Source organism: Streptomyces sp. NPDC107454 (assembly GCF_055582885.1).
This window is the reverse complement of record NZ_JBVJPA010000025.1, coordinates 99,006-117,098: the sequence shown is the minus strand read 5'-3', so window position 1 is coordinate 117,098 and position 18,093 is coordinate 99,006. Positions and strand designations below refer to the sequence as shown.

Sequence of the window (18,093 nt, the reverse complement as noted above, 5' to 3'; positions counted from 1 at the left end):
CGCACGCAGTGGATACCGGACGGTCGCGTCGGGGGACGCCACCCTCGCGTAGCGTGACGCGCCGTACCGGCATCCGAGCGCCAGGGAGACTTTTGATGGGAATCCCGAGTCCCTTGACGGGCAGCCCGAGTCCCTTGGTGGTGGACGCGACGGGCCGTGACATCCACGCGGAAGCCGCCCGTATCCGCGCGCGCGGACCGGCGGCCCGTGTCGCCCTGCCCGGTGGCGTCGAGGCCTGGGCGGTCAGCAGCCCCGAGCTGCTCAAACGGCTGCTTCTGGACCCAAGGGTGTCCAAGGACCCGCGCCGGCACTGGCCCGCCTGGATCAACGGGGAGATCTCCCCCGAGTGGCCGCTGTTCACCTGGGTCGCGGTGCAGAACATGTTCACCGCGTACGGCGGCGATCACAGGCGGCTGCGGACCCTCGTCTCCACGGCGTTCACGGCCCGCCGCACGGCCGCGCTGCAACACAGGATCGAGGAGATCACCTCCGGCCTCCTCGACCGCATCGCCGAGGCCGGCGAGCACGGCGAAGTCGTCGATCTGCGCGAGGAGTTCTGCTATCCGATCCCCATCCAGGTGATCAGCGAGCTCTTCGGACTGCCCGAGGACAAGCGGGCGGACCTCAGAGACCTGGTGGACAGCATCTTCCACACCTCCGCGCAGCCCGAGGAGGTGACGGGCAACTACGCCAGGCTGTACGCCGTACTGGGTGAACTGGTCGCCGAGAAGCGGGAGTCGCCCGGCGACGACCTGACCTCCGGCCTCATCGCGTCCCGCGACGAGGGCGACGGCCGGCTGAGCGAGCAGGAGCTGCTCGACACGCTGGTCCTGATGGTCAGCGCCGGTCACGAGACCACGGTCAACCTCATCGACAACGCCGTGCACGCCCTGCTCACCCACCCCGAGCAGCTCGCCCACCTCCGCGCCGGACGCGCCACCTGGGACGACCTGATCGAGGAGACCCTGCGGGTGGAGGCGCCCGTCGCGAGCCTGCCGCTGCGCTACGCCGTGGAGGACCTCGACCTCGCCGAACTGGGCGGTCCCGACGGCACGGTGATAGGCCGGGGCGAGGCGATCCTCGCCGCGTACGCCGCCGCCGGACGCGATCCCGAGCGCCACGGCAAGGACGCCGACCTTTTCGACGTCACTCGGGCGGACAAGGAGCACCTCGCCTTCGGACACGGTGTCCACCGCTGCCTCGGCGCCCCGCTGGGCCGCCTGGAGGCCCGCATCGCCCTCCCCGCCCTCTTCGACCGCTTCCCCGGCCTCCGGCTCGCCGTACCGGCATCGGACCTGGAGCCGGTGGACTCCTTCATCTCCAACGGCCACCGCACGCTGCCCGCCCGGATCCGCTAGGGCCTGTCCGGCGGATCAAGTCGGAGGGAAGCGAGGCTGCCTCATCAGCACAGGTGAGCGGGGCTTGGTGCGTCCAGCTGCAAGGCGGAGGAGGGAGTCGACGCGGAGCGATGGGGCCCCTCCCTGCTCGAGCGAAGCCGAGAGCTCGGGGGAGAGTGACGACAACACCGCTGGGGGCACCCCCTGCTCGAAGAGCTTGGGGGAGGGCGTGCCAAGCCACGCGTCCGCGGCATGATCCGCCGGACGGGCCCTAGCGGCACTGGCGTTCACTCCCCGCGCCACCAGGACAGGAGCCGGGTCCAGCCGGTCCGCGGGCGGTCGGGCTCCGGGGCGGGGGATTCGGGCACCAGAGCCGGGAGGGGGCTCGCGTACGACTGCCGCTCGCCTTCGGGCCGTTGGACCGTCGTGGTGGGCGGGAAACGCACGGGCAGCGCCGCCGGCGCGCGGTGGAACGGGCCGGGTCGCCAGGACAACTCCCCCACCGGCACACCCAGTTCGACATCCGGGAGGCGGTCGAGGAGCTTCTCCACCGCGGCCGTCGCGATCAGCCGGGCCGGGCTCTGCGCCGGGCAGTTGTGGGGTCCGGCGCTCCACGCCAAGTGGGCCCGGTTGCCAGCTCGTTGATCGGCCGTCAGGGCGGGATCGGTGTTGGCCGCGGCGAGACTGACGACCAGCGGATCGCCCGCGCGCAGCACCGCTCCCTCATAGACGACGTCGTGCAGCGGATAGTGCACGGCGTAGTTGGCGATCGGCGGATCGGTCCACAGCACCTCGTCGAGCGCGTCCTCCACCGGAAGGCTGCCGCCGGACAGATCGCCCGCGAACCGTTCGTCGGACAGCAGCAGCCGCAGGCTGTTCGCGATCAGGTTCTGCTGGGGCTCGGTGCCGGCGCCCATCAGCACCACGAGGGTGTGGATCATCTCCTCGTCGGTGAGGTCCGCGGGGTGCGCCATCAGCCAGGACGTCATGTCCTGACCGGGGCTGCGCCGCTTCAGCGCGACCAGGTCGAGCAGGGTGCTGGTCAGCAGTGCGTCGGCCCTCTCCGCGTCCACCCCGTCGAAGATCCCGGACATGCCCTCGACCAGCCGGACCCCGTACTCGGCCGGGCAGCCGAAGAGGTGGTTGAAGACCAGCAGCGGCAGGACCTGCGCGTACTCGCCGAGCAGGTCCGCGGTGCCGAGCGGCGCGAAGCGGTCGATGAGGGTGTCGGCGCTGCGTTCCACATAGCCGCGCAGGGTGTTCGGATCGACGAGCGCGAGGCTGTCGGTGATCGCGCCGCGCAGCCTCTCGTGCTGCTCGCCGTCGGTGAACAGCGCGTTGGGCCGGTACATCATCATCGGCACGACCGGGCTGTCCGGCGGAACGGTCCCGTCGGCGAGGTCGCGCCAGCGGCGGGGGTCCTTGGAGAAGGTCTCCGGAGTGCGCAGGACGTGCAGGGCGGCGTCGTAGGAGGTGACGAGGGTGGCTCGGACGCCGGGTGCGAGCTCGACGGGTGCGGTCGGTCCCGCCGTACGCAGCCGCCGGTAGACGGCGGCGGGGTCGGCCGCGAACCCGGGCCCGTACAGGGGCTCGTACAGGGGCTCGTGCGCCGGGCAGCCAGGCGGCGGCCCGGACGGTGGTGACGGGGACGGTGGCGGTACGGGCGGTGGTGGTTCGGAGGTCACACGGGCTCCAGTTCGCCGCTGCGGGTCATCAGGTACTCGACGAGGGCGATCAGCGCCTCGGTGGACGAGACCCGGTCGCGGGCGTCGCAGCGCACGAGCGGGGTCGAGGGCAGCAGGTCGAGGGCCTCGCGCACCTCGTCCAGGTCGTGCGCCGCGGAGGCTGCGTCGAAGTCGTTGAGGGCCACGGCGTACGGCAGGCCCAGCTCCTCCAGTACGCCCATGACGTCGAAGGACTCGGACAGCCGCCGCGTGTCGGCCAGCACCAGCGCTCCGAGCGCTCCGCTGGTCATGTCCTTCCAGAGTTCGGTGAAGCGGTGCTGTCCGGGCGTGCCGAAGAGGTAGAGCACCAGGGCGTCGCTGAGGGTGAGGCGGCCGAAGTCGAGGGCGACGGTGGTGGTCGTCTTCTCCCTCGAACCGGCGAGGTCGTCGACGCGTGCGCCCGCCTCGGTCATCACCTCCTCGGTGCGCAGCGGCCGGATCTCGGAGAGCGCGCCGACGAACGTGGTCTTGCCGACCGCGAAGTGGCCCACGATCAGGAGTTTGACCGCGGTGCGCACACCCGGGCCGAGGTGGACGTCGTCAGAGGCGGGCGCGGAGCCCATCCAGTACCTCCTGGAGAATGTGGGCGTCGGAGAGACGGGCGGCCGGTACCGGCGCCCGGGTGACGAGGTGACCGCTGTCCATGAGGTCGGCGATCAGTACTTTGGTGACGCTGACCGGGAGTTCCAGATGACCGGCCACCTCGGCCACCGACAGCGCTCCGGGCCGGCACAGCTCCATCAGCCGGCGCTTCTCCGGGTTCAGCCCCGTCAGCGGCAGGTCGTCGGCGGCGATCAGCAGGGTGACGAGGTCGAGGGTGTTGCGGGAGGGGTGGGCGCGGCCGTCCGTGACGACGTACGACCGCACCAGCCTCCCGCCCGGCCGGCGCCCGGGCGTCATGCCGGGCTGCCGGTGTCCTGCCGGGCCGGGCTGGTCAGCTCCTTGCCGAGCCGGTCGACCAACTTGTGCATGCGGTAGGTGACCGCCTCCATGTCCACGTTCTCGCCGGTGGACACCGCGAGGTGGGCACCCTGCCCGGCGGCGACGAGGAAGACGTACCCGTGCGCGAACTCGATCAGGGTCTGCCGCCACGGCGCGGTGGCGCTGCCGCAGAACTCGGCGGTGCTGCGGCTGATCGACTGCACCCCGGACAGGCCCGCGGCCAGCCGCTCCGCGTCGTCGCGGCCGATGTCCGCGGAGTGGGCCCGGAGCATGCCGTCGGCGGACAGCAGGATGGCGTGCCGCGCCTCCGGCACCTTCAGGACCTCGTCGAGCATCCACCCCAGCTCGTTGGTCATGGGCGCGATCATCCCTGTGTGTTCCCTTCGGATTCGTGGGGGGCTTCGATGTCGTGGGGGGTTCCGGCCGTGGTACGCGGGGAGGGCGCGGTGTCCTGCTCGGCCCGCGCGGAGCGGGTGCCGCGCGCGAACGCGCCCATGCGCCGGGCGTTCTCCTCCGCGGAGCGGCCCACGCTCTCCTCGGCCGGTGCGGCTGGTTCGCCCGGTGCCACGGAGGGCTGTTCGACGGCCGGCGGGGACACGGGTGCGCGGCGGCGCCGCTTGGGCAGTCCGCCGGCGGTCGTCGCCTCCGCGGGCCCGCTCGTCCGGGCCGTACGACGGGGCGTGCGCGCCGGTTCCCTCGGCGGCGGGGGTTCCTGGACCGGGTCGGCATGGGTGAGCAGCGCGGCCGGTACGAAGACCACGGCGCGGACGCCGCCGTACGGGGAGCGGGTGTCCACGGAGACGCTGAACCCGTAGCGGGTGGCGAGGACGCCGATGACGGCGAAGCCGAACTGGGGCGGGTCGTCGAGGCGGGTGACGTCCACCGCGCGGCGGCCGGTCAGCAGCGCGGCGGCGTGCTCGGACCCGCGGCTGTCCATGCCGACGCCCGCGTCGTCGATGACCACGACGGCACCGTTGTGCACCGCCTGGACGCCGACCTCGACCGTGGTGTTGGGCTGCGAGTGGCGCGCGGCGTTGTCCAGGAGTTCGGCGACGGCGAGGACGACCGGTTCGACGGCCCGGCTCTCGACAGCGATGTCGGCCTGTCCGTTGATACGGATGCGCCGGTAGTCGCGGATGCGGGAGGTCGCGCCGCGGACCACCTCGATGAGCGGTGAGGTGGCCCGTTGGCGTCCTGGCCAGGATCCGCACAGTACGGCGATGGCCTGCGCGCGACGGCCGAACTGGGCGTTGGTGTGGTCGATCTCGAGCAGGTCGCGCAGCACGTCGGGGTGGTCGTGGCGGTCCTGCATCTCCGAGATGGACACCTGCTGCTCGTTGGCGAGAGCCTGGATGGAGCGCATCGACGCCTTGAGGGCGGCCTTCGCGGACTGGTCGGCGCGGGCCTGTGCGTGCCGCACGGCGTCGGAGAACCGCTCCAGGAGGCCGTCGAGACACTTCGCGAAGTCGGTGTCGGCCAGCCGCGCGTCGAGGAGGCCCACGGCGGGGAGGGCCGGTGCGGGCAGGGACGCGCCGGTCGCGGGCAGGGTCTGACCTGGCGCAGAGAGAGGGTGACCCGTCACGGCGAGGTGGTGCCCCGTCGCGGAGGCGGGCTGGTGCGGGGCGCTTTCGAGCGCGGGCAGACGGACCGCGACCAGGTGGCGCAGCTCCTCGTCCCGGGCCCGCAGCGCGTCCGCGAGCTCGGCGCTCCGGCCGCGCTGCCGTCCCGTGATCCCGCGCTGGCGCACCAGCAGCACGATGACGGCGAGCAGCCCGACGGCCAGGCACCAGAACGCCGCCTCCGGTATCCGTTCGGTCATGAAGTCCTCAATGGCATATGCAAGTTGACGGGTCGCACGACCCTAGCCGCCCGCCGGTACAAGCGCTTGCCGTCGCGCGCAAGGAAGTTGCCGTGGGGCGCACGGACTGTATGCACTAGGCTGACGTGGAGTAACTACCGCTCGCTGCACGGGAGTTGAGGGTGTCTTTGCCCGCGGAAAGCTACATCGTGGAAGCACGGACGACCGCGGAGGTGGATCCGCGCGAGCGGGCCGACTTCTGGAGCGAGCACGTCGGGTCCTACCAGTCCAGAATGGGCTACCGGTACGCGCGCACCGACGACTTCCGTGGCGCGACGGTCCGCCAGCGCACCGAGCGCTATCAGCTCGTCAAGTTCTGGTCGGACGAGGTCGCGTACAGCAGGACCGCCCGCCAGGTCCGCCAGGACCCCGACGAGGACTACCGATTACTGCTGCCGCTCAGCGGGGAGATCGTGCTGCGGCAGGACGGCCAGGAGGCCCGGCTGACACCGGGCACCGGCACCCTCGTCAGCTTCGGGGCGCCCTTCGAGTGCCTCCAGGACGCCTCGACGCACGCGTTCGTCCTCACCATCCCCGCGCGCGAGATGGACGGCCCGCTGAACCGCAAGTCGCCGCTGGCCACCGGGATCGATCTGAGCAGAGGGCTCGGCCGGGTGGTGAGCTCCATGATCGGCGACCTGCACGCGGAGCGGGAGCACCTCACCGACCCGCACTTCAACGCCGTCTCCGACCGCGTCGTCGAGCTGCTGTGCATGCTCACCCTCGGCGACGACCGCCCCGACGGGGCGGGCCAACTCACCGACGTGGAGACGATGGTACGCCGCTACGTCCGTGAACACGCCGCCGACCCGGGTCTCACCGGTACGTCCATGGCGCACGCGCTCGGCTGGTCCCTGCGGCAGATCCAGCTGGCCCTGCAGCGCGCCGGCACCACTCCGCGCGAGCTCATCCGCGAGGAGCGGCTGCGGCTGGTGCGTGAGCGCCTCCAGTGCGGCGACTGCGAGCACCTGACCATCACCGATCTGGCCTTCGCCTCGGGGTTCTCCTCGGCGAGTGCGCTCAGTACGGCGTTTCGGCAGCGGTACGGGGTGAGTCCCCGGGAGATGCGGTCCGGGGGGCGGCGGCCGTGACGCCGTGGTGCGGCCGCCGCCCCGGGCCGCGCCCCGGAAAGGATCGCCGACGGGCAGGAGGCCGTGGCGCCGGAGGACCCTCTGCGGCTGCTGAGCGACCCTTCCCGGACCGGATTCCGGCCCACTCCGGGTTGATGTGACTGCCGGATCACATCATCCTTGTACATATGGTGAAAATCCCGGGCGATGCTGGGCGGGCAACCACGGCCGGTGACGCCATGATGGTGGTCGACGCGCACGGAGTCGTGACCGGCTGGAGCGAGGGCGCGCAGCTGCTGACCGGGTACGCCGCGGCGGAGGTCACCGGCCGCCCGGTGTCGGACCTGCTGGAAGGCGACCCGGACGAGGCCTGGCGGGCGCTGCGGGAGAACGGCGGCCACGGTGTGGTGGCCGTACGGCGCGCGGACGGGCGGCGGACCGAGCTGGCCCTGCGGGCGTACCCGCTCCAGGGTCTGGAGGGGGCGCCGGCCGGATACGTGATCACCGCGGCGCCGGACGGGCGGGGCCGCGACCTGGGAGAGCTGGCGTTCAAGCAGGCGTCGGTGTCGATGTCGGTCTTCGACACGGAACAGCGCTACCTGCGGATGAACGACACCGCCTGCCGGATCATGGGCGTCCAGGAGGCCGAGGTCCTCTACCGCTACTTTCCGGACACCGTCGATAACGCGGAGCACAGTCGCGGCTTCTTCAACCATCTGCGCCAGGTGGTCGAGACCGGCCGCCCCGTCCACTACGAGAGCTGGACCCGGGCTCCCTCCGGACTGCACATGCACGCCTGGAACATCGAGATGTGGCCGCTGCGGGCCCCCTCCGGACAGTTGCTCGGCGTCTCGCTTGCCGGTTACGACAGCACCGAGCAGTACCGGGCCCGGCAGCGGCTCGCCCTGCTGAGCAAGTCCGCCGCCGCCATCGGTACGACGCTGGACGTGATCCACACCGCCCGTGAGCTGGCCCAGCTGGCGGTGCCCGAGCTGGCCGACTTCGTGAGCGTGGACCTGCTGGACTCGGTGGTCGAGGGCGAGGAGCCCACCGGCGGCCCGGTGGAAGCCGATGTGGAGCTGCGCCGGGTCGCGCACCACTCCCGTACCGCCGGGGTGCAGGAGGCGGCGATCGACCTGGGCGCGGCGGACGTCTACCCGTCCTCCTCCCCACCGGTCCGCGCCCTGGTCACCGGGCACGCGGTGCTCACCAGGACCGGCGACCCGGACCTCGACGGATGGCTCAGCCGGCGCGGCGCCCAGGCCGCCAAACCGCACCAGGCGGACCGCCGGGACTTCTCGCTGATGGCGGTACCGCTGGTGGCGCGCGGTACGACGCTGGGGGTGGCGGTCTTCGTGAGGCTGCTCACCGCCGAGAGTCCGGACCCCTTCGACCAGGACGACGTGTCGCTGGCCCAGGAGCTGGCCAGCCGCACGGCCGTCTGTGTGGACAACGCCCGCCGGTATGCCAAGGAGCGCACGACCGCCCTGGCCCTCCAGCGCAGTCTGCTGCCCCAGGCGATGGCGGGGCAGGCGGCGGTCGAGTTCGCCTCCCGATACCTTCCGGCGCTGTCGCGGGCGGGCGTCGGCGGCGACTGGTTCGATGTGATCCCGCTGTCCGGGACCCGGGTGGCGCTCGTCGTCGGCGATGTCGTCGGGCACGGCATCCACGCCTCCGTCACGATGGGCCGCCTCCGTACGGCGGTGTGGACGCTGGCCGACGTTGACCTGCCCCCGGAGGAGCTGCTCACCCACCTCGACGACCTGGTCGGACATCTGGCGGCCGACGAGAGCCCCACGGGCGCGGAGATCGGCGCCACCTGTCTGTACGCGGTGTACGACCCGGTCTCCGGGCACTGCGCCGTCGCCACGGCCGGGCACCCGCCGCCCGCCGTGCTGTTCCCGGACGGCACCGTGAAGGTCGTCGAGGTGAGCGCGGGACCGATGCTCGGCGTGGGCGGGCTCCCCTTCGAGGCCACCGAGCTGCACCTGCCGGAAGGCACCGTCCTCGCCCTCTACACCGACGGTCTCTTCGAGGCCCGCCACCTCGACGCGGACGCGGGCACGGCCGTGCTGTGCAGCGCGCTGACGGTCCCCGCCGGAAATCTGGACGAGGCCTGCGACAACGTGCTCCAGGTGCTGCTGCCGCAGCATCCCAAGGACGACGTGGCCCTGCTGCTGGCCCGCACCCGCACCCTGGACAGCGACGAGGTGGCGGTGTGGGACCTGCCCGCCGATCCGGCGGAGGTCGCCACCGCCCGGCAGTACGCGACCGAGCAGCTGGCCCGCTGGGGGCTCGACGACGTCGCGTTCGTCACCGAGCTCGTCGTCAGTGAACTGGTCACCAACGCCATCCGCTACGGCGGCGCGCCCATCCAGCTCCGGCTCATCCGCGACCGCACCCTCATCTGCGAGGTCTCCGACGCCAGCAGCACCTCACCCCATCTGCGCAGGGCCCGCACCTTCGACGAGGGCGGCCGCGGGCTGCTCCTCGTCGCCCAGCTCACCGACCGCTGGGGCACCCGCACCACCGGCACCGGAAAGACGATCTGGGCCGAACAGGCACTGCCGTTCGAGTGATCGCGGCCCAGAGCCTGCCGGGCGCTACTGGAAGTCGCAGCCGGGGTTGGGCGCGTCCTCCGAGAACGGCGAGCCGTGCGGCAGGACGTACAGCACGTCCAGGACGACGGGGACCGAGCCCTCGTTGCGGCCGATGTGCACATGGGCGGGACCCGGGGGCTCGGTGATCGCATGGCCGGCCGGGTAGCTGCCGTCCTGCGCGCAGGTGGCGTCGAAGTGGCTCAGGGTGCCCTTCTTCACGAGGCCGTACAGGGGACCGTCGTGGTAGTGCCAGCCGGTGCTCTGGCCGGGCGGGATGGTGATCTCCCGGAGCGTGTAGTCCGTGTTCCCCACGGTGGTCCGGTAGAGCACCGTCGCGGTGACACCGGGGCCGGACGGAGTCGCGTACGCGGTCCCGGCGACCAGCGACATGGCCGACAGACCGACGACCACGGCGCCCGTCACTCCCGTACGCAAGCCGGCCCGGACAGCGGAAACCTCACGCGTCATCTCGTCCTCCCCCGTGTGAACGCAACAGCCCGCCAACGGCAGGCCCGCGCACCATCATTGAACATTCGTGCCCCGTGCGGAAGGTGCGATACCACCCAACTCACTCGCCACGCGTCCAACTAGTGACGATGCGGCGACGACGCCCCCGCGCCGGCCATCTCCGGCATATGCCCGCTCACTTGACGGCCGAGTGTGACACACGATTGGCTCCGGCCCAACGAAAGTACGACAGTCGGTGCACAACATCCCGACATCGCACCGATCTCACTCTCCCCGACCCGCCGCTGGGCCGCACAGCGAGGTGCCGCACCCATGAACATGTCCCCCACACCTCACCACTTCACCGGATCCCCGCACCGCGCAGCCCTCGTCGCCGCCGTCGCCGCGGCCTGTCTGCTCGCCGCCGGCTGCTCCGACTCCGGCGGCTCGAACGACACGAGCGACGCCTCGGCGGGCAAGGCGGGCACCGGCCGGATCAAGATCGCCCTGATCACCCACGGAGCCCGCGGAGACGCGTTCTGGGAACTGGTGCGCAAGGGCGCACAGGCGGCGGCCACCAAGGACAACATCGACCTGACGTACGCGAGCAACTCCGAGGCCGTCGCCCAGGCCAGTCTGGTGCGGGACGCGATCCGCGACCGGGTGGACGGCATCGCGCTGACGCTGGCCAAGCCGGAGGCGATGCAGAGCGCGGTCAGCGCGGCCAAGGCGTCGGGGATACCCGTCGTCGGTCTCAACTCCGGGATCGACGCCTGGAAGTCCGAGGGGCTGCTGGAGTACTTCGGCCAGGACGAGAGCGTCGCGGGCCGGGCCACCGGCGACAAACTGGACGAGCTCAAGGCCAAGCACGCCCTGTGTGTCATCCACGAACAGGGCAACATCGCCCTGGAGGCCCGCTGCGCCGGAGTGAAGAAGGCGTTCGGCGGCGAGACGGACATGCTCTATGTGAACGGCACCGACATGGACGCCGTGGGCACCGCCGTCACGGCCAGACTGCGCCAGGACCCGAGCGTCGACGAAGTCGTCATGATGGGCGCGCAGTTCGCGCTCGCCGCGGTGAAGTCGGTGAAGACGGCGGGCAGCAAGGCCCAGGTCGCCACCTTCGACCTCAACAGCACCGTGGTGAAGTCCGTGCAGAGCGGGGACGTCCAGTTCGCGGTGGATCAACAGCCCTATCTCCAGGGCTATCTGGCCGTGGACTCGCTCTGGCTCTACCACTCCAACGGCAACTTCAGCGGCGGCGGAACCGCTCCCGTGCTCACCGGACCCGCGTTCGTCACCAAGGAGAACGTGTCCTCGGTCGCGAAGTTCGCGGCGAACGGCACCCGCTGACCGGCCACCGCCCGCACAGGCGGCACCAAGGTTTTCCGTCCCTCACGGTGCGTACGGTCACTTGTACGGATAGCATCCTGCGCACCCCCTCATCGCTGATCGCTCTAGGACGACGATGTCTCCACGGACCGGTGCCCGGCGCCGTCTCGGCTCCATACGTCTCTCCCTGATCCTGCTGGCGCTGGTGCCCAGCGTCACCCTCGCCGCCATGTGGGGTGTGACGACGACGCAGATCTTCTCGGAGGGGCTGCGACTGCGCGAACAGACGGGGCTGAGCCGGTCGACGGGTGCCATGGGCACCGAGGCGACGCTCGCGCTGCAACAGGAGCGCAGTCTGTCGGCCGCCTGGATGGCCTCGCCTCACGGCTCCCGGGCCGCCCTGGACCGGCAGCGCAGGCGTACGAACGTAGCGGTCGCGAAACTGGTCCGCCGGTCCGAGGACTTCAGACACGCGCCCGCCCGGATCGGCGACCGGATGTACTCGGTCATCGCCTCGGTGGGAAGCCTGGAGTACTACCGGGGGCAGGTGGACCACCCCACCGACATCACCGCCCAGCAGGCCCTGGACCAGTACACCTCGATCATCGGCGACCAGATCCACGCCTTCCAGGAACTCTCCCAGGTCGACGACGGCGACCTCACCTCGCAGGCGGGGCCCCTGATCACGATGGGGAACGCGGCGGAGCTGGTCGCCCAGGAGGACGCCGAGCTGGCGCTGGCCTGGCCCTCGGGAAAGCTCGACCAGCAGGCTTGGCAGCAGTTCGCCCAGCGGGTCGACGTGCGCCGCTGGGTCTTCCAGAGCCAGGTCCTCAACTCGCTGCACGGCACCGTGAAGGACCAGGTCGAGCGGGTTCTCCAGAGCCAGGACTGGAAGACCCTGGAGACCGTCGAGGACCAGATCATCGCGGCCCGGACGGCCCACGGCCGGGTGGCCGGGACGGTCGACCTGCCCGACGCGCGCGCCCGCTGGAACACCGCGCTCGGCAGGATCTCCGACCAGTACACGAACCTGATCCAGCAGCAGACCACGCAACTGCTCGACCGCAGCGCCGACAACGCACACAGCCTGCTGATCAAGGCGGCCGCGCTGAGCGCCGGCGGACTCGTCGCCCTGCTGGTGTGCGTCGTGATGTCCTGGCGCATCACCCGCTCCCTCTCCCGGCGGCTGCGCGGTCTCAGGATGGCGACGCTCAGCCTCGCCGAGGAACGGCTGCCCGACGTGGTCACCCGGCTGAACCGGGGCGAGAAGGTCGACGTGGAGTCCGCCACCCCGCCCCTGGACTACGGCGAGGACGAACTCGGCCAGGTGGCCAAGGCGTTCAACACCGCCCAGCGCACGGCGGTGTACACCGCGGTGGAACTCGCCGACACCCGACGCGGCTTCCAGAAGGTGATCCTCGGCATCGCCCGGCAGAGCCAGAACCTGGTCAACCTTCAGCTCAGCAAGCTCGACGCGCTGGAACGCGAGCACCAGGACCCGGGGATCCTCAAGGGCCTGTACGAACTCGACTCCACGGCCAGCCAGCTCCGCCGCTACGAGGAGAATCTCGTCATCATCAGTGGCGAGCAGCCCCGGCGCAGCTGGACCGAACCGGTCGCGCTGATCGACATCCTGCGCAGCGCCGTCGGTGAGGTCGCCCAGTACCAGCGGGTGGACGTGCACACCGATGACGAGGTGTACCTGAGCCCGCCCGCGGTGGCCGACGTCATCCATCTGCTGGCCGAGCTCATCGACAACGCGACCACCTACTCCCCCGCGCCCAGCCCGGTGGGGGTGCGGGCCGCGATGGTGGCCAAGGGACTGGCCGTCGAGATCGAGGACCGGGGCCTGGGCCTGTCCGAGGAGGACTACGCCGCGTTCAACGCCCAGTTGGCGGTGGCCCCGCAGTTCGACGTGGTGGCACTCGCCGACGACCTGCGGCTCGGCATGTTCGTGATCGCGCGGCTCGCCACCCGGCACGGCATCGCCGTCACCCTGCGCTCCTCGCCGTACGGCGGGACCACCGCGATCGTGCTGATCCCGCACGACATCGTGGTCCGCGAGAGCTCCGACTCCCCCGCCACCGACGGGGAGGTCGCGGTACCGGCGGGGGTCGTGACGGCGGAGGGCTCCGCCGACGACGCGGTCCCGGAGCGCCGGCCCCATGAACGTGCCCAGGAGGCACCCCCCTCCGCCCGGGCCCGCACGACCGACTCCGCCGCGCCCCGCTCCGGCCCCGCTCAGGGCGCCGCCCGCCGCGACGGACTTGCTCCGCTGCCGCGCCGGGTGCCGCAGACCAGCCTGGCGACGGAGCTGCGGGAGGAGGCGGCGCCCTCCGGGGCCGACTACGCCGACTACGCCGACTACGCCGACGACAAGGACGCCACCGACCTCGCCGACTTCACCGCGGAACGCGCCGCCTCCTCACTCGCGGGCTTCCAGCGCGGGACGCTCCGGGCCCGCGACGACGAGGAGATGTCGTACGACCACGGGGGCGAGGAACCGTCGTACGACCACGGGGAGGACCCGGCCCCGACCCAGCCCGCAGACCGCTCGTGGACTCCGCCCGCCGACCGCTCGTGAAGGACAGAGAAATGACACGCCCCAGCACCGCCACACACAGCCAGCTCGACCAGCTGCTCACCGGACTGGTGGAACGGGTCGCCGATGTGAACCACGCCGTCGTGCTCTCCGAGGACGGACTCGTCGTCAGCAAGTCCACGGCGTTCGTCCGCGACGACGCCGAACGGCTGGCGGCGACCGCGTCCGGCCTGATGAGCCTCAGCAAGGGCGTCAGCATGGACTTCCGCGGCGGTCCGGTGCGCCAGGCGCTGATCGAGATGCGCGACAGCTATCTGATCCTCACCGCCGCGGGCCCCGGCGCCCATCTCGCCGTGCTCACCAACCAGGGCGCGGACGTCGGCGTGGTGGCGTACCAGATGAACATGCTGGTCAAGAAGATCGGCGAGCACCTCAGGGCAGCACCTCGTGCGGGCATCGCCGCCGCGGCCGACAACGGCGAGTGAGGTGAGCGAAGGCGACGCGGCCGGCCGGCTGGTACGGCCGTTCACGCTGACCGGAGGCCGCACCCGGCCCAGCCGCGCCGACTTCACCCTCATCACGTCGGTGACCGCGGTGGATCCGCCGCCCGAGGGCGCCACCCGGCCGCAGCCCGAGCACGCCCGGATCCTGCGGCTGTGCGCGAGACCGATCGTGGTGGCGGAACTCGCCGCCGAACTCGACCTGCCGGTGAGCGTGGTCGTGATCCTGCTCTGCGATCTGCTGGAGGCGGGCCGGATCACCGTCCAGGCTCCGCGTCTCGTCTCCCGTACCCCGGACCTGGACCTGCTGCAGAAAGTGAGGGACGGCCTTGGCCGGCTCTGACCCCGCCGCGCGCGGGACTTCGGCACCCGACGCACCCCCCGCTCCCGACGCGGTCAAGATCCTGATCGCCGGGGGGTTCGGCGTCGGCAAGACGACCATGGTCGGGGCGGTCAGCGAGATCGTCCCGCTGCGCACCGAGGAACCCCTCACCTCCGCCGGTCTGAACGTCGACGACCTCGACGGCATCGAGGAGAAACGGGCCACCACCGTGGCCCTGGACTTCGGGCGGATCACCCTCAGCCCCGAACTCGTCCTGTACCTCTTCGGCACCCCGGGCCAGCAGCGGTTCTGGTTCATGTGGAACGACCTCGCGATCGGCGCCCTGGGCGCCGTGGTCCTCATCGACGTCCGCAGGCCGGAGTCCAGCTTCGCCGCCATCGACTTCTTCGAGCGGCGCGGCATCCCCTTCGTCGTCGGCGTCAACGGCTTCCACGGGCAGCACCCGTACACCCCCGAGGAGATCCGCGACGCCCTGGCCCTGCCGAAACGGACCCCCGTGCTGCTCTGTGACGCCCGTGAGCGCGGGTCGTGCCGGGACGTACTGATCACTCTGATCGATGAGTTGATCGCTTCGTCCAGCCACAACTGACGCAGGGAAAGGGGCTGTTCACCGGTCTTCCTGTGACCCGCCAGAGACCGGCTGTGCAAAAGCTGTGAGTTCCCTGATTCTCGTCCTTCCCTCAGCGCGGGCTCAGCGACGGCCCAGATCCGGCCCGGATCGTCGGGGCCATGAACGAAACGAACGCGGGAGGCGTCCGGCAGCGGTCGGTCGAGATCGTGGTGCCGGTCCACAACGAGGCACACGTCCTCGGCGACAGCATCGGCCGCCTCCACGCCTACCTCGAAGCCTCTTTCCCGTTCCGGATCACCGTCGCGGACAACGCGAGCACGGACGCCACATGGACGTCGACCTGTCGACCGGACTCGACGGTCATCTCCATGGGCGGCTGGTCCGGCAGTGATAACGCCATGACCCTCGCCAAGCTCAAGAGCCTGGTGAAGTCCGGCAAGCTGCACTACATCATCGTCAGCAGGGACGGCGGACAGGGCACGAACTCCGAGATCGCCACCTGGGTCAAGGCACACGGCACGGCCGTCAAGTCCTCGGCGTACAGCGCCGGTTCGCCCTCGACCACGTCTTCTTCCACATCCTCCACCTCCTCCGCGTCGAGCACCGGTGGCCCGCCCCTCCTTTCCGTTCTTCCGTCGCTCAGTCCCGGGCGAGGGTGGCCCGCGCTTCGCCCGCCGGGCGCCGTACGGCCGCGTCGGTCAGCTCCTTGACCCGGTCGGCGGGCACCGGGACGCCCGGGGTCTCGAAGAACCAGCGCTGCGCCTCCTCCTGGCTCAGCCCCTCGGGCTGCGCCGCGAGGTAGGGCCGCACGTAGACCGGGGTGCCCGGCTCGCTGCGCCAGCTGTCGGCGAGCGTGCCGATGTCCACCGCGTCGTACCCGAGAACGTTCAGCAGCTCCGCCACCCTCGCCTTGGCGGCCGCGTCGTCACCGGCGAGGGGCAGGGCGCTGCGGTCGGCGGCGCCGGAGGGCCGGGCGGAGAGGAACAGGCGCCGGAAGTCGATGTTGTTGAACGCCTTGACCACCCGGGAGTCGGCCAGGTGGCGCTGGACCAGGGCGCTGGACGTCGGCCCGCCCGCGTCCAGTTCGGCGATGCGGCCGTCGCGGTCCGGGTAGTAGTTCATGGTGTCGATCACGGCCTTGCCCGCGAGAGCCGCCGCGGGCAGCCGGTCGTAGGCCTTCAGCGGCACGGTCGCCACCACCAGGTCAGCGGCGCGGGCGGCCTCCTCGGGGGTGGCCGCGCGCGCGTGCCCGCCGAGTTCGGCGACGAGGCCGGCGAGTGTCTCCGGTCCGCGCGAGTTGCTGAGGACGACGTCCACTCCGGCCGCCACGGCGAGGCGGGCCAGCCCGCCGCCGATCATGCCGCTGCCGATGAGTCCAAGGGTCTTCGTCACGGTTCGCTCTCCCGCTGATGTGATGTGAAGTGATCGATCAAGGATGAATCCATATGCCAATTATGGAACTCAGTGTCACACTAGCGTCCGTGATTCACCATGGCGAGCGGGGAGCGGGTGAGCGGTACGATCCCGAGGTGGACGGAGCAGCGCGTACGAGCACGAGGGACATCGCACGGGCCGCCATCCGGGCCGAGTTGGCCCAGGTGGCCTTCGAGCTGTTCCGACGCGAGGGCTTCGAGAACGTCACCGTCAACGACCTGGCCGCGGCGGCCGGGGTGTCCCGCAGCACCTTCCTGCGCTACTTCGGCACCAAGGAGGACGCCGTCCTCGACGCGGTGGACGCCCAGGGCGGGCGGATCGCCGACGCGCTGCGCGCCCGCCCGGCCGGCGAGGACGACTGGACGGCGCTACGACACGCCTTGGGCACGGTCGTCGAGCACCACCGGCAGGACCCGGCCGGCGCGCTCGCGCTGTCCCGTCTGATCATGAAGACCCCCGCACTGTGCGCGCGCAGCATGGAGAAGCAGAACGGCTGGCGCCCGGTCATCGCCGAGGCCCTCGCCGAGCGCGCGGCCTCCTCGCGGCCCTCGGCCCTGGGCCCGCTGGTGCGGGCCGCCGCCGCGGTCGACTGTCTGAACATCGCCGTCAACCACTGGACCGCCTCCGACGGCACCCTCGACCTCGACGATCTGATCGACGAGGCCTTCGCCGCACTCGCACCGCGGTAGATCCACTCCCTCGGGGGCGCGCCGGCCGCCGATGGCCGCCGATCGGGGCGGCTCAGTCCCCGACGGCCGCCGCGAAGGTCACGTCCGCCGTGTCGACGGTGCCCCCGCGCCGCCCAGGTGCGCTCTCCCACTTCCAGTAGAGGTTGGTGTGCGCGATCACCTGCTCCGGCGGCGGCGCCCCGTAGGCGCTGAGGTCCTCCGTCGTGTGCGCGTCTCCGACCAACGTCACGTCGTACCCGCGTACGAAGGCCCCGTGCAGGGTGGCGCGGACGCACGCGTCGGTCTGCGCGCCCGTGACGACCAGTCGGCCCACCCCGCGCTCGGCGAGCAGCGCCTCGAGGCCGGTGTCCTCGAACGAGTCGCCGTAGTTCTTGTGGACGAGGGGCTCGGCGGCGCGGCGGACCAGTTCCGGCACGTACTGCCAGCTCTCGCTGTCGCGCTTGAGCTGGTCGTCCGAGTGCTGCACCCACACCACCGGCACGTCCTCCGCGCGAGCCTTGCCGACCAGGGTGTCGATGTTCGCCACTACCTCGTCGCGCCGGTGCGCGCCCGCCACCACCCCGTTCTGGACGTCGATGACGAGCAGCGCGGTGTTCGGCCGATCGGGCAGAGTCGTCATGAGGGCCTCCGTTGTCTCGTCCGTCTCGTCCGTCCCGTCCATCGCACTCGGCAGGTGCGTTCCGAGTACGCCCCCTCTTTCTACC

18 protein-coding genes are annotated in these 18,093 nt (G+C 71.3%); 10 read left to right on the top strand and 8 right to left on the bottom strand.

What is annotated here, in order from left to right; all coding sequences use genetic code 11:
* Nucleotides 1-95 precede the first annotated feature (95 nt).
* Nucleotides 96-1,358, top strand: coding sequence for a cytochrome P450 family protein (locus ACZ69M_RS44930; RefSeq protein ID WP_470059375.1), 1,263 nt, complete (start codon nt 96-98; stop codon nt 1,356-1,358).
* A 266-nt stretch (nt 1,359-1,624) separates the two neighbouring features.
* Here the strand turns inward: ACZ69M_RS44930 and ACZ69M_RS44925 are convergent, their stop codons facing one another.
* From ACZ69M_RS44925 to ACZ69M_RS44905, 5 genes are read right to left on the bottom strand one after another with little or no spacing between them, the layout of a single operon-like run.
* A complete protein-coding gene (locus ACZ69M_RS44925) occupies nt 1,625-3,022 on the bottom strand; it encodes a cytochrome P450 (protein WP_470059373.1) in 1,398 nt (465 codons plus the stop codon).
* Nucleotides 3,019-3,624, bottom strand: coding sequence for a GTP-binding protein (locus tag ACZ69M_RS44920; RefSeq protein WP_120985597.1), 606 nt, complete (start codon nt 3,622-3,624; stop codon nt 3,019-3,021). Before ACZ69M_RS44920 ends, ACZ69M_RS44925 begins: the two co-directional genes overlap by 4 nt.
* Nucleotides 3,602-3,961, bottom strand: a complete 360-nt coding sequence (locus tag ACZ69M_RS44915) for a DUF742 domain-containing protein (protein ID WP_470059371.1) — start codon at nt 3,959-3,961, stop codon at nt 3,602-3,604. Before ACZ69M_RS44915 ends, ACZ69M_RS44920 begins: the two co-directional genes overlap by 23 nt.
* A complete protein-coding gene (locus tag ACZ69M_RS44910; protein ID WP_067375890.1) occupies nt 3,958-4,371 on the bottom strand; it encodes a roadblock/LC7 domain-containing protein in 414 nt (137 codons plus the stop codon). The genes ACZ69M_RS44915 and ACZ69M_RS44910 overlap by 4 nt, the downstream gene beginning before the upstream one ends.
* The gene (locus ACZ69M_RS44905) at nt 4,368-5,822 is read right to left on the bottom strand and encodes an ATP-binding protein (protein WP_470059369.1); all 1,455 of its coding nucleotides are present in this window, start codon (nt 5,820-5,822) and stop codon (nt 4,368-4,370) included. The genes ACZ69M_RS44910 and ACZ69M_RS44905 overlap by 4 nt, the downstream gene beginning before the upstream one ends.
* 161 nt (nt 5,823-5,983) lie before the next feature.
* On the opposite strand from ACZ69M_RS44905, the gene ACZ69M_RS44900 reads away from it, so the two are divergent.
* Both ACZ69M_RS44900 and ACZ69M_RS44895 read left to right on the top strand, forming a co-directional pair.
* Entirely contained in the window at nt 5,984-6,952 is a 969-nt protein-coding gene (locus ACZ69M_RS44900) for an AraC family transcriptional regulator (protein ID WP_470059367.1), read from the top strand.
* 167 nt (nt 6,953-7,119) lie between these two features.
* Nucleotides 7,120-9,510 (top strand): SpoIIE family protein phosphatase, encoded by a 2,391-nt coding sequence (locus tag ACZ69M_RS44895; RefSeq protein WP_470059365.1) that lies wholly within the window; start codon nt 7,120-7,122, stop codon nt 9,508-9,510.
* 24 nt (nt 9,511-9,534) lie between these two features.
* Here the strand turns inward: ACZ69M_RS44895 and ACZ69M_RS44890 are convergent, their stop codons facing one another.
* Nucleotides 9,535-9,999, bottom strand: coding sequence for a cupin domain-containing protein (locus tag ACZ69M_RS44890; RefSeq protein WP_470059363.1), 465 nt, complete (start codon nt 9,997-9,999; stop codon nt 9,535-9,537).
* Between the two features lie 312 nt (nt 10,000-10,311).
* On the opposite strand from ACZ69M_RS44890, the gene ACZ69M_RS44885 reads away from it, so the two are divergent.
* The 6 genes from ACZ69M_RS44885 to ACZ69M_RS44860 all read left to right on the top strand — a co-directional run bounded on the left by ACZ69M_RS44885 (nt 10,312) and on the right by ACZ69M_RS44860 (nt 15,976).
* A complete protein-coding gene (locus ACZ69M_RS44885) occupies nt 10,312-11,331 on the top strand; it encodes a substrate-binding domain-containing protein (RefSeq protein WP_470059362.1) in 1,020 nt (339 codons plus the stop codon).
* A 115-nt stretch (nt 11,332-11,446) separates the two neighbouring features.
* On the top strand, nt 11,447-13,894 hold the full coding sequence (locus tag ACZ69M_RS44880; protein WP_470059360.1) for a sensor histidine kinase: 2,448 nt from the start codon (nt 11,447-11,449) through the stop codon (nt 13,892-13,894).
* 11 nt (nt 13,895-13,905) lie between these two features.
* Nucleotides 13,906-14,337, top strand: coding sequence for a roadblock/LC7 domain-containing protein (locus tag ACZ69M_RS44875; protein ID WP_352048101.1), 432 nt, complete (start codon nt 13,906-13,908; stop codon nt 14,335-14,337).
* A gap of 1 nt (nt 14,338) precedes the next feature.
* Nucleotides 14,339-14,695: a DUF742 domain-containing protein gene (locus ACZ69M_RS44870; RefSeq protein WP_099920165.1), complete on the top strand. Its 357-nt coding sequence runs from the start codon at nt 14,339-14,341 to the stop codon at nt 14,693-14,695.
* Nucleotides 14,682-15,284: a GTP-binding protein gene (locus tag ACZ69M_RS44865; protein WP_351700811.1), complete on the top strand. Its 603-nt coding sequence runs from the start codon at nt 14,682-14,684 to the stop codon at nt 15,282-15,284. Before ACZ69M_RS44870 ends, ACZ69M_RS44865 begins: the two co-directional genes overlap by 14 nt.
* 140 nt (nt 15,285-15,424) lie before the next feature.
* Nucleotides 15,425-15,976 (top strand): mannosyltransferase YkcB-related protein, encoded by a 552-nt coding sequence (locus ACZ69M_RS44860; protein WP_470059357.1) that lies wholly within the window; start codon nt 15,425-15,427, stop codon nt 15,974-15,976.
* Here ACZ69M_RS44860 and ACZ69M_RS44855 read toward each other — a convergent pair.
* Nucleotides 15,906-16,658, bottom strand: coding sequence for an NADPH-dependent F420 reductase (locus ACZ69M_RS44855; RefSeq protein WP_470059355.1), 753 nt, complete (start codon nt 16,656-16,658; stop codon nt 15,906-15,908). The two genes, ACZ69M_RS44860 and ACZ69M_RS44855, sit on opposite strands and share 71 nt — an antisense overlap.
* 137 nt (nt 16,659-16,795) lie before the next feature.
* Here ACZ69M_RS44855 and ACZ69M_RS44850 point away from each other — a divergent pair, with 137 nt between their 5' ends.
* Nucleotides 16,796-17,389 (top strand): TetR/AcrR family transcriptional regulator, encoded by a 594-nt coding sequence (locus ACZ69M_RS44850; RefSeq protein WP_470059353.1) that lies wholly within the window; start codon nt 16,796-16,798, stop codon nt 17,387-17,389.
* Between the two features lie 52 nt (nt 17,390-17,441).
* Here the strand turns inward: ACZ69M_RS44850 and ACZ69M_RS44845 are convergent, their stop codons facing one another.
* Nucleotides 17,442-18,008, bottom strand: coding sequence for a cysteine hydrolase family protein (locus ACZ69M_RS44845; protein WP_470059351.1), 567 nt, complete (start codon nt 18,006-18,008; stop codon nt 17,442-17,444).
* Nucleotides 18,009-18,093 lie beyond the last annotated feature (85 nt).

What these genes read in the sequence shown, in the direction of transcription:
- ACZ69M_RS44930 (WP_470059375.1), top strand. Translation starts at nt 96, where the DNA reads ATGGGAATCCCGAGTCCCTTGACGGGCAGCCCGAGTCCCTTGGTGGTG.
- ACZ69M_RS44920 (WP_120985597.1), bottom strand. Translation starts at nt 3,624, where the DNA reads ATGGGCTCCGCGCCCGCCTCTGACGACGTCCACCTCGGCCCGGGTGTG.
- ACZ69M_RS44915 (WP_470059371.1), bottom strand. Translation starts at nt 3,961, where the DNA reads ATGACGCCCGGGCGCCGGCCGGGCGGGAGGCTGGTGCGGTCGTACGTC.
- ACZ69M_RS44910 (WP_067375890.1), bottom strand. Translation starts at nt 4,371, where the DNA reads ATGATCGCGCCCATGACCAACGAGCTGGGGTGGATGCTCGACGAGGTC.
- ACZ69M_RS44905 (WP_470059369.1), bottom strand. Translation starts at nt 5,822, where the DNA reads ATGACCGAACGGATACCGGAGGCGGCGTTCTGGTGCCTGGCCGTCGGG.
- ACZ69M_RS44895 (WP_470059365.1), top strand. Translation starts at nt 7,120, where the DNA reads ATGGTGAAAATCCCGGGCGATGCTGGGCGGGCAACCACGGCCGGTGAC.
- ACZ69M_RS44890 (WP_470059363.1), bottom strand. Translation starts at nt 9,999, where the DNA reads ATGACGCGTGAGGTTTCCGCTGTCCGGGCCGGCTTGCGTACGGGAGTG.
- ACZ69M_RS44885 (WP_470059362.1), top strand. Translation starts at nt 10,312, where the DNA reads ATGAACATGTCCCCCACACCTCACCACTTCACCGGATCCCCGCACCGC.
- ACZ69M_RS44880 (WP_470059360.1), top strand. Translation starts at nt 11,447, where the DNA reads ATGTCTCCACGGACCGGTGCCCGGCGCCGTCTCGGCTCCATACGTCTC.
- ACZ69M_RS44875 (WP_352048101.1), top strand. Translation starts at nt 13,906, where the DNA reads ATGACACGCCCCAGCACCGCCACACACAGCCAGCTCGACCAGCTGCTC.
- ACZ69M_RS44860 (WP_470059357.1), top strand. Translation starts at nt 15,425, where the DNA reads ATGAACGAAACGAACGCGGGAGGCGTCCGGCAGCGGTCGGTCGAGATC.
- ACZ69M_RS44845 (WP_470059351.1), bottom strand. Translation starts at nt 18,008, where the DNA reads ATGACGACTCTGCCCGATCGGCCGAACACCGCGCTGCTCGTCATCGAC.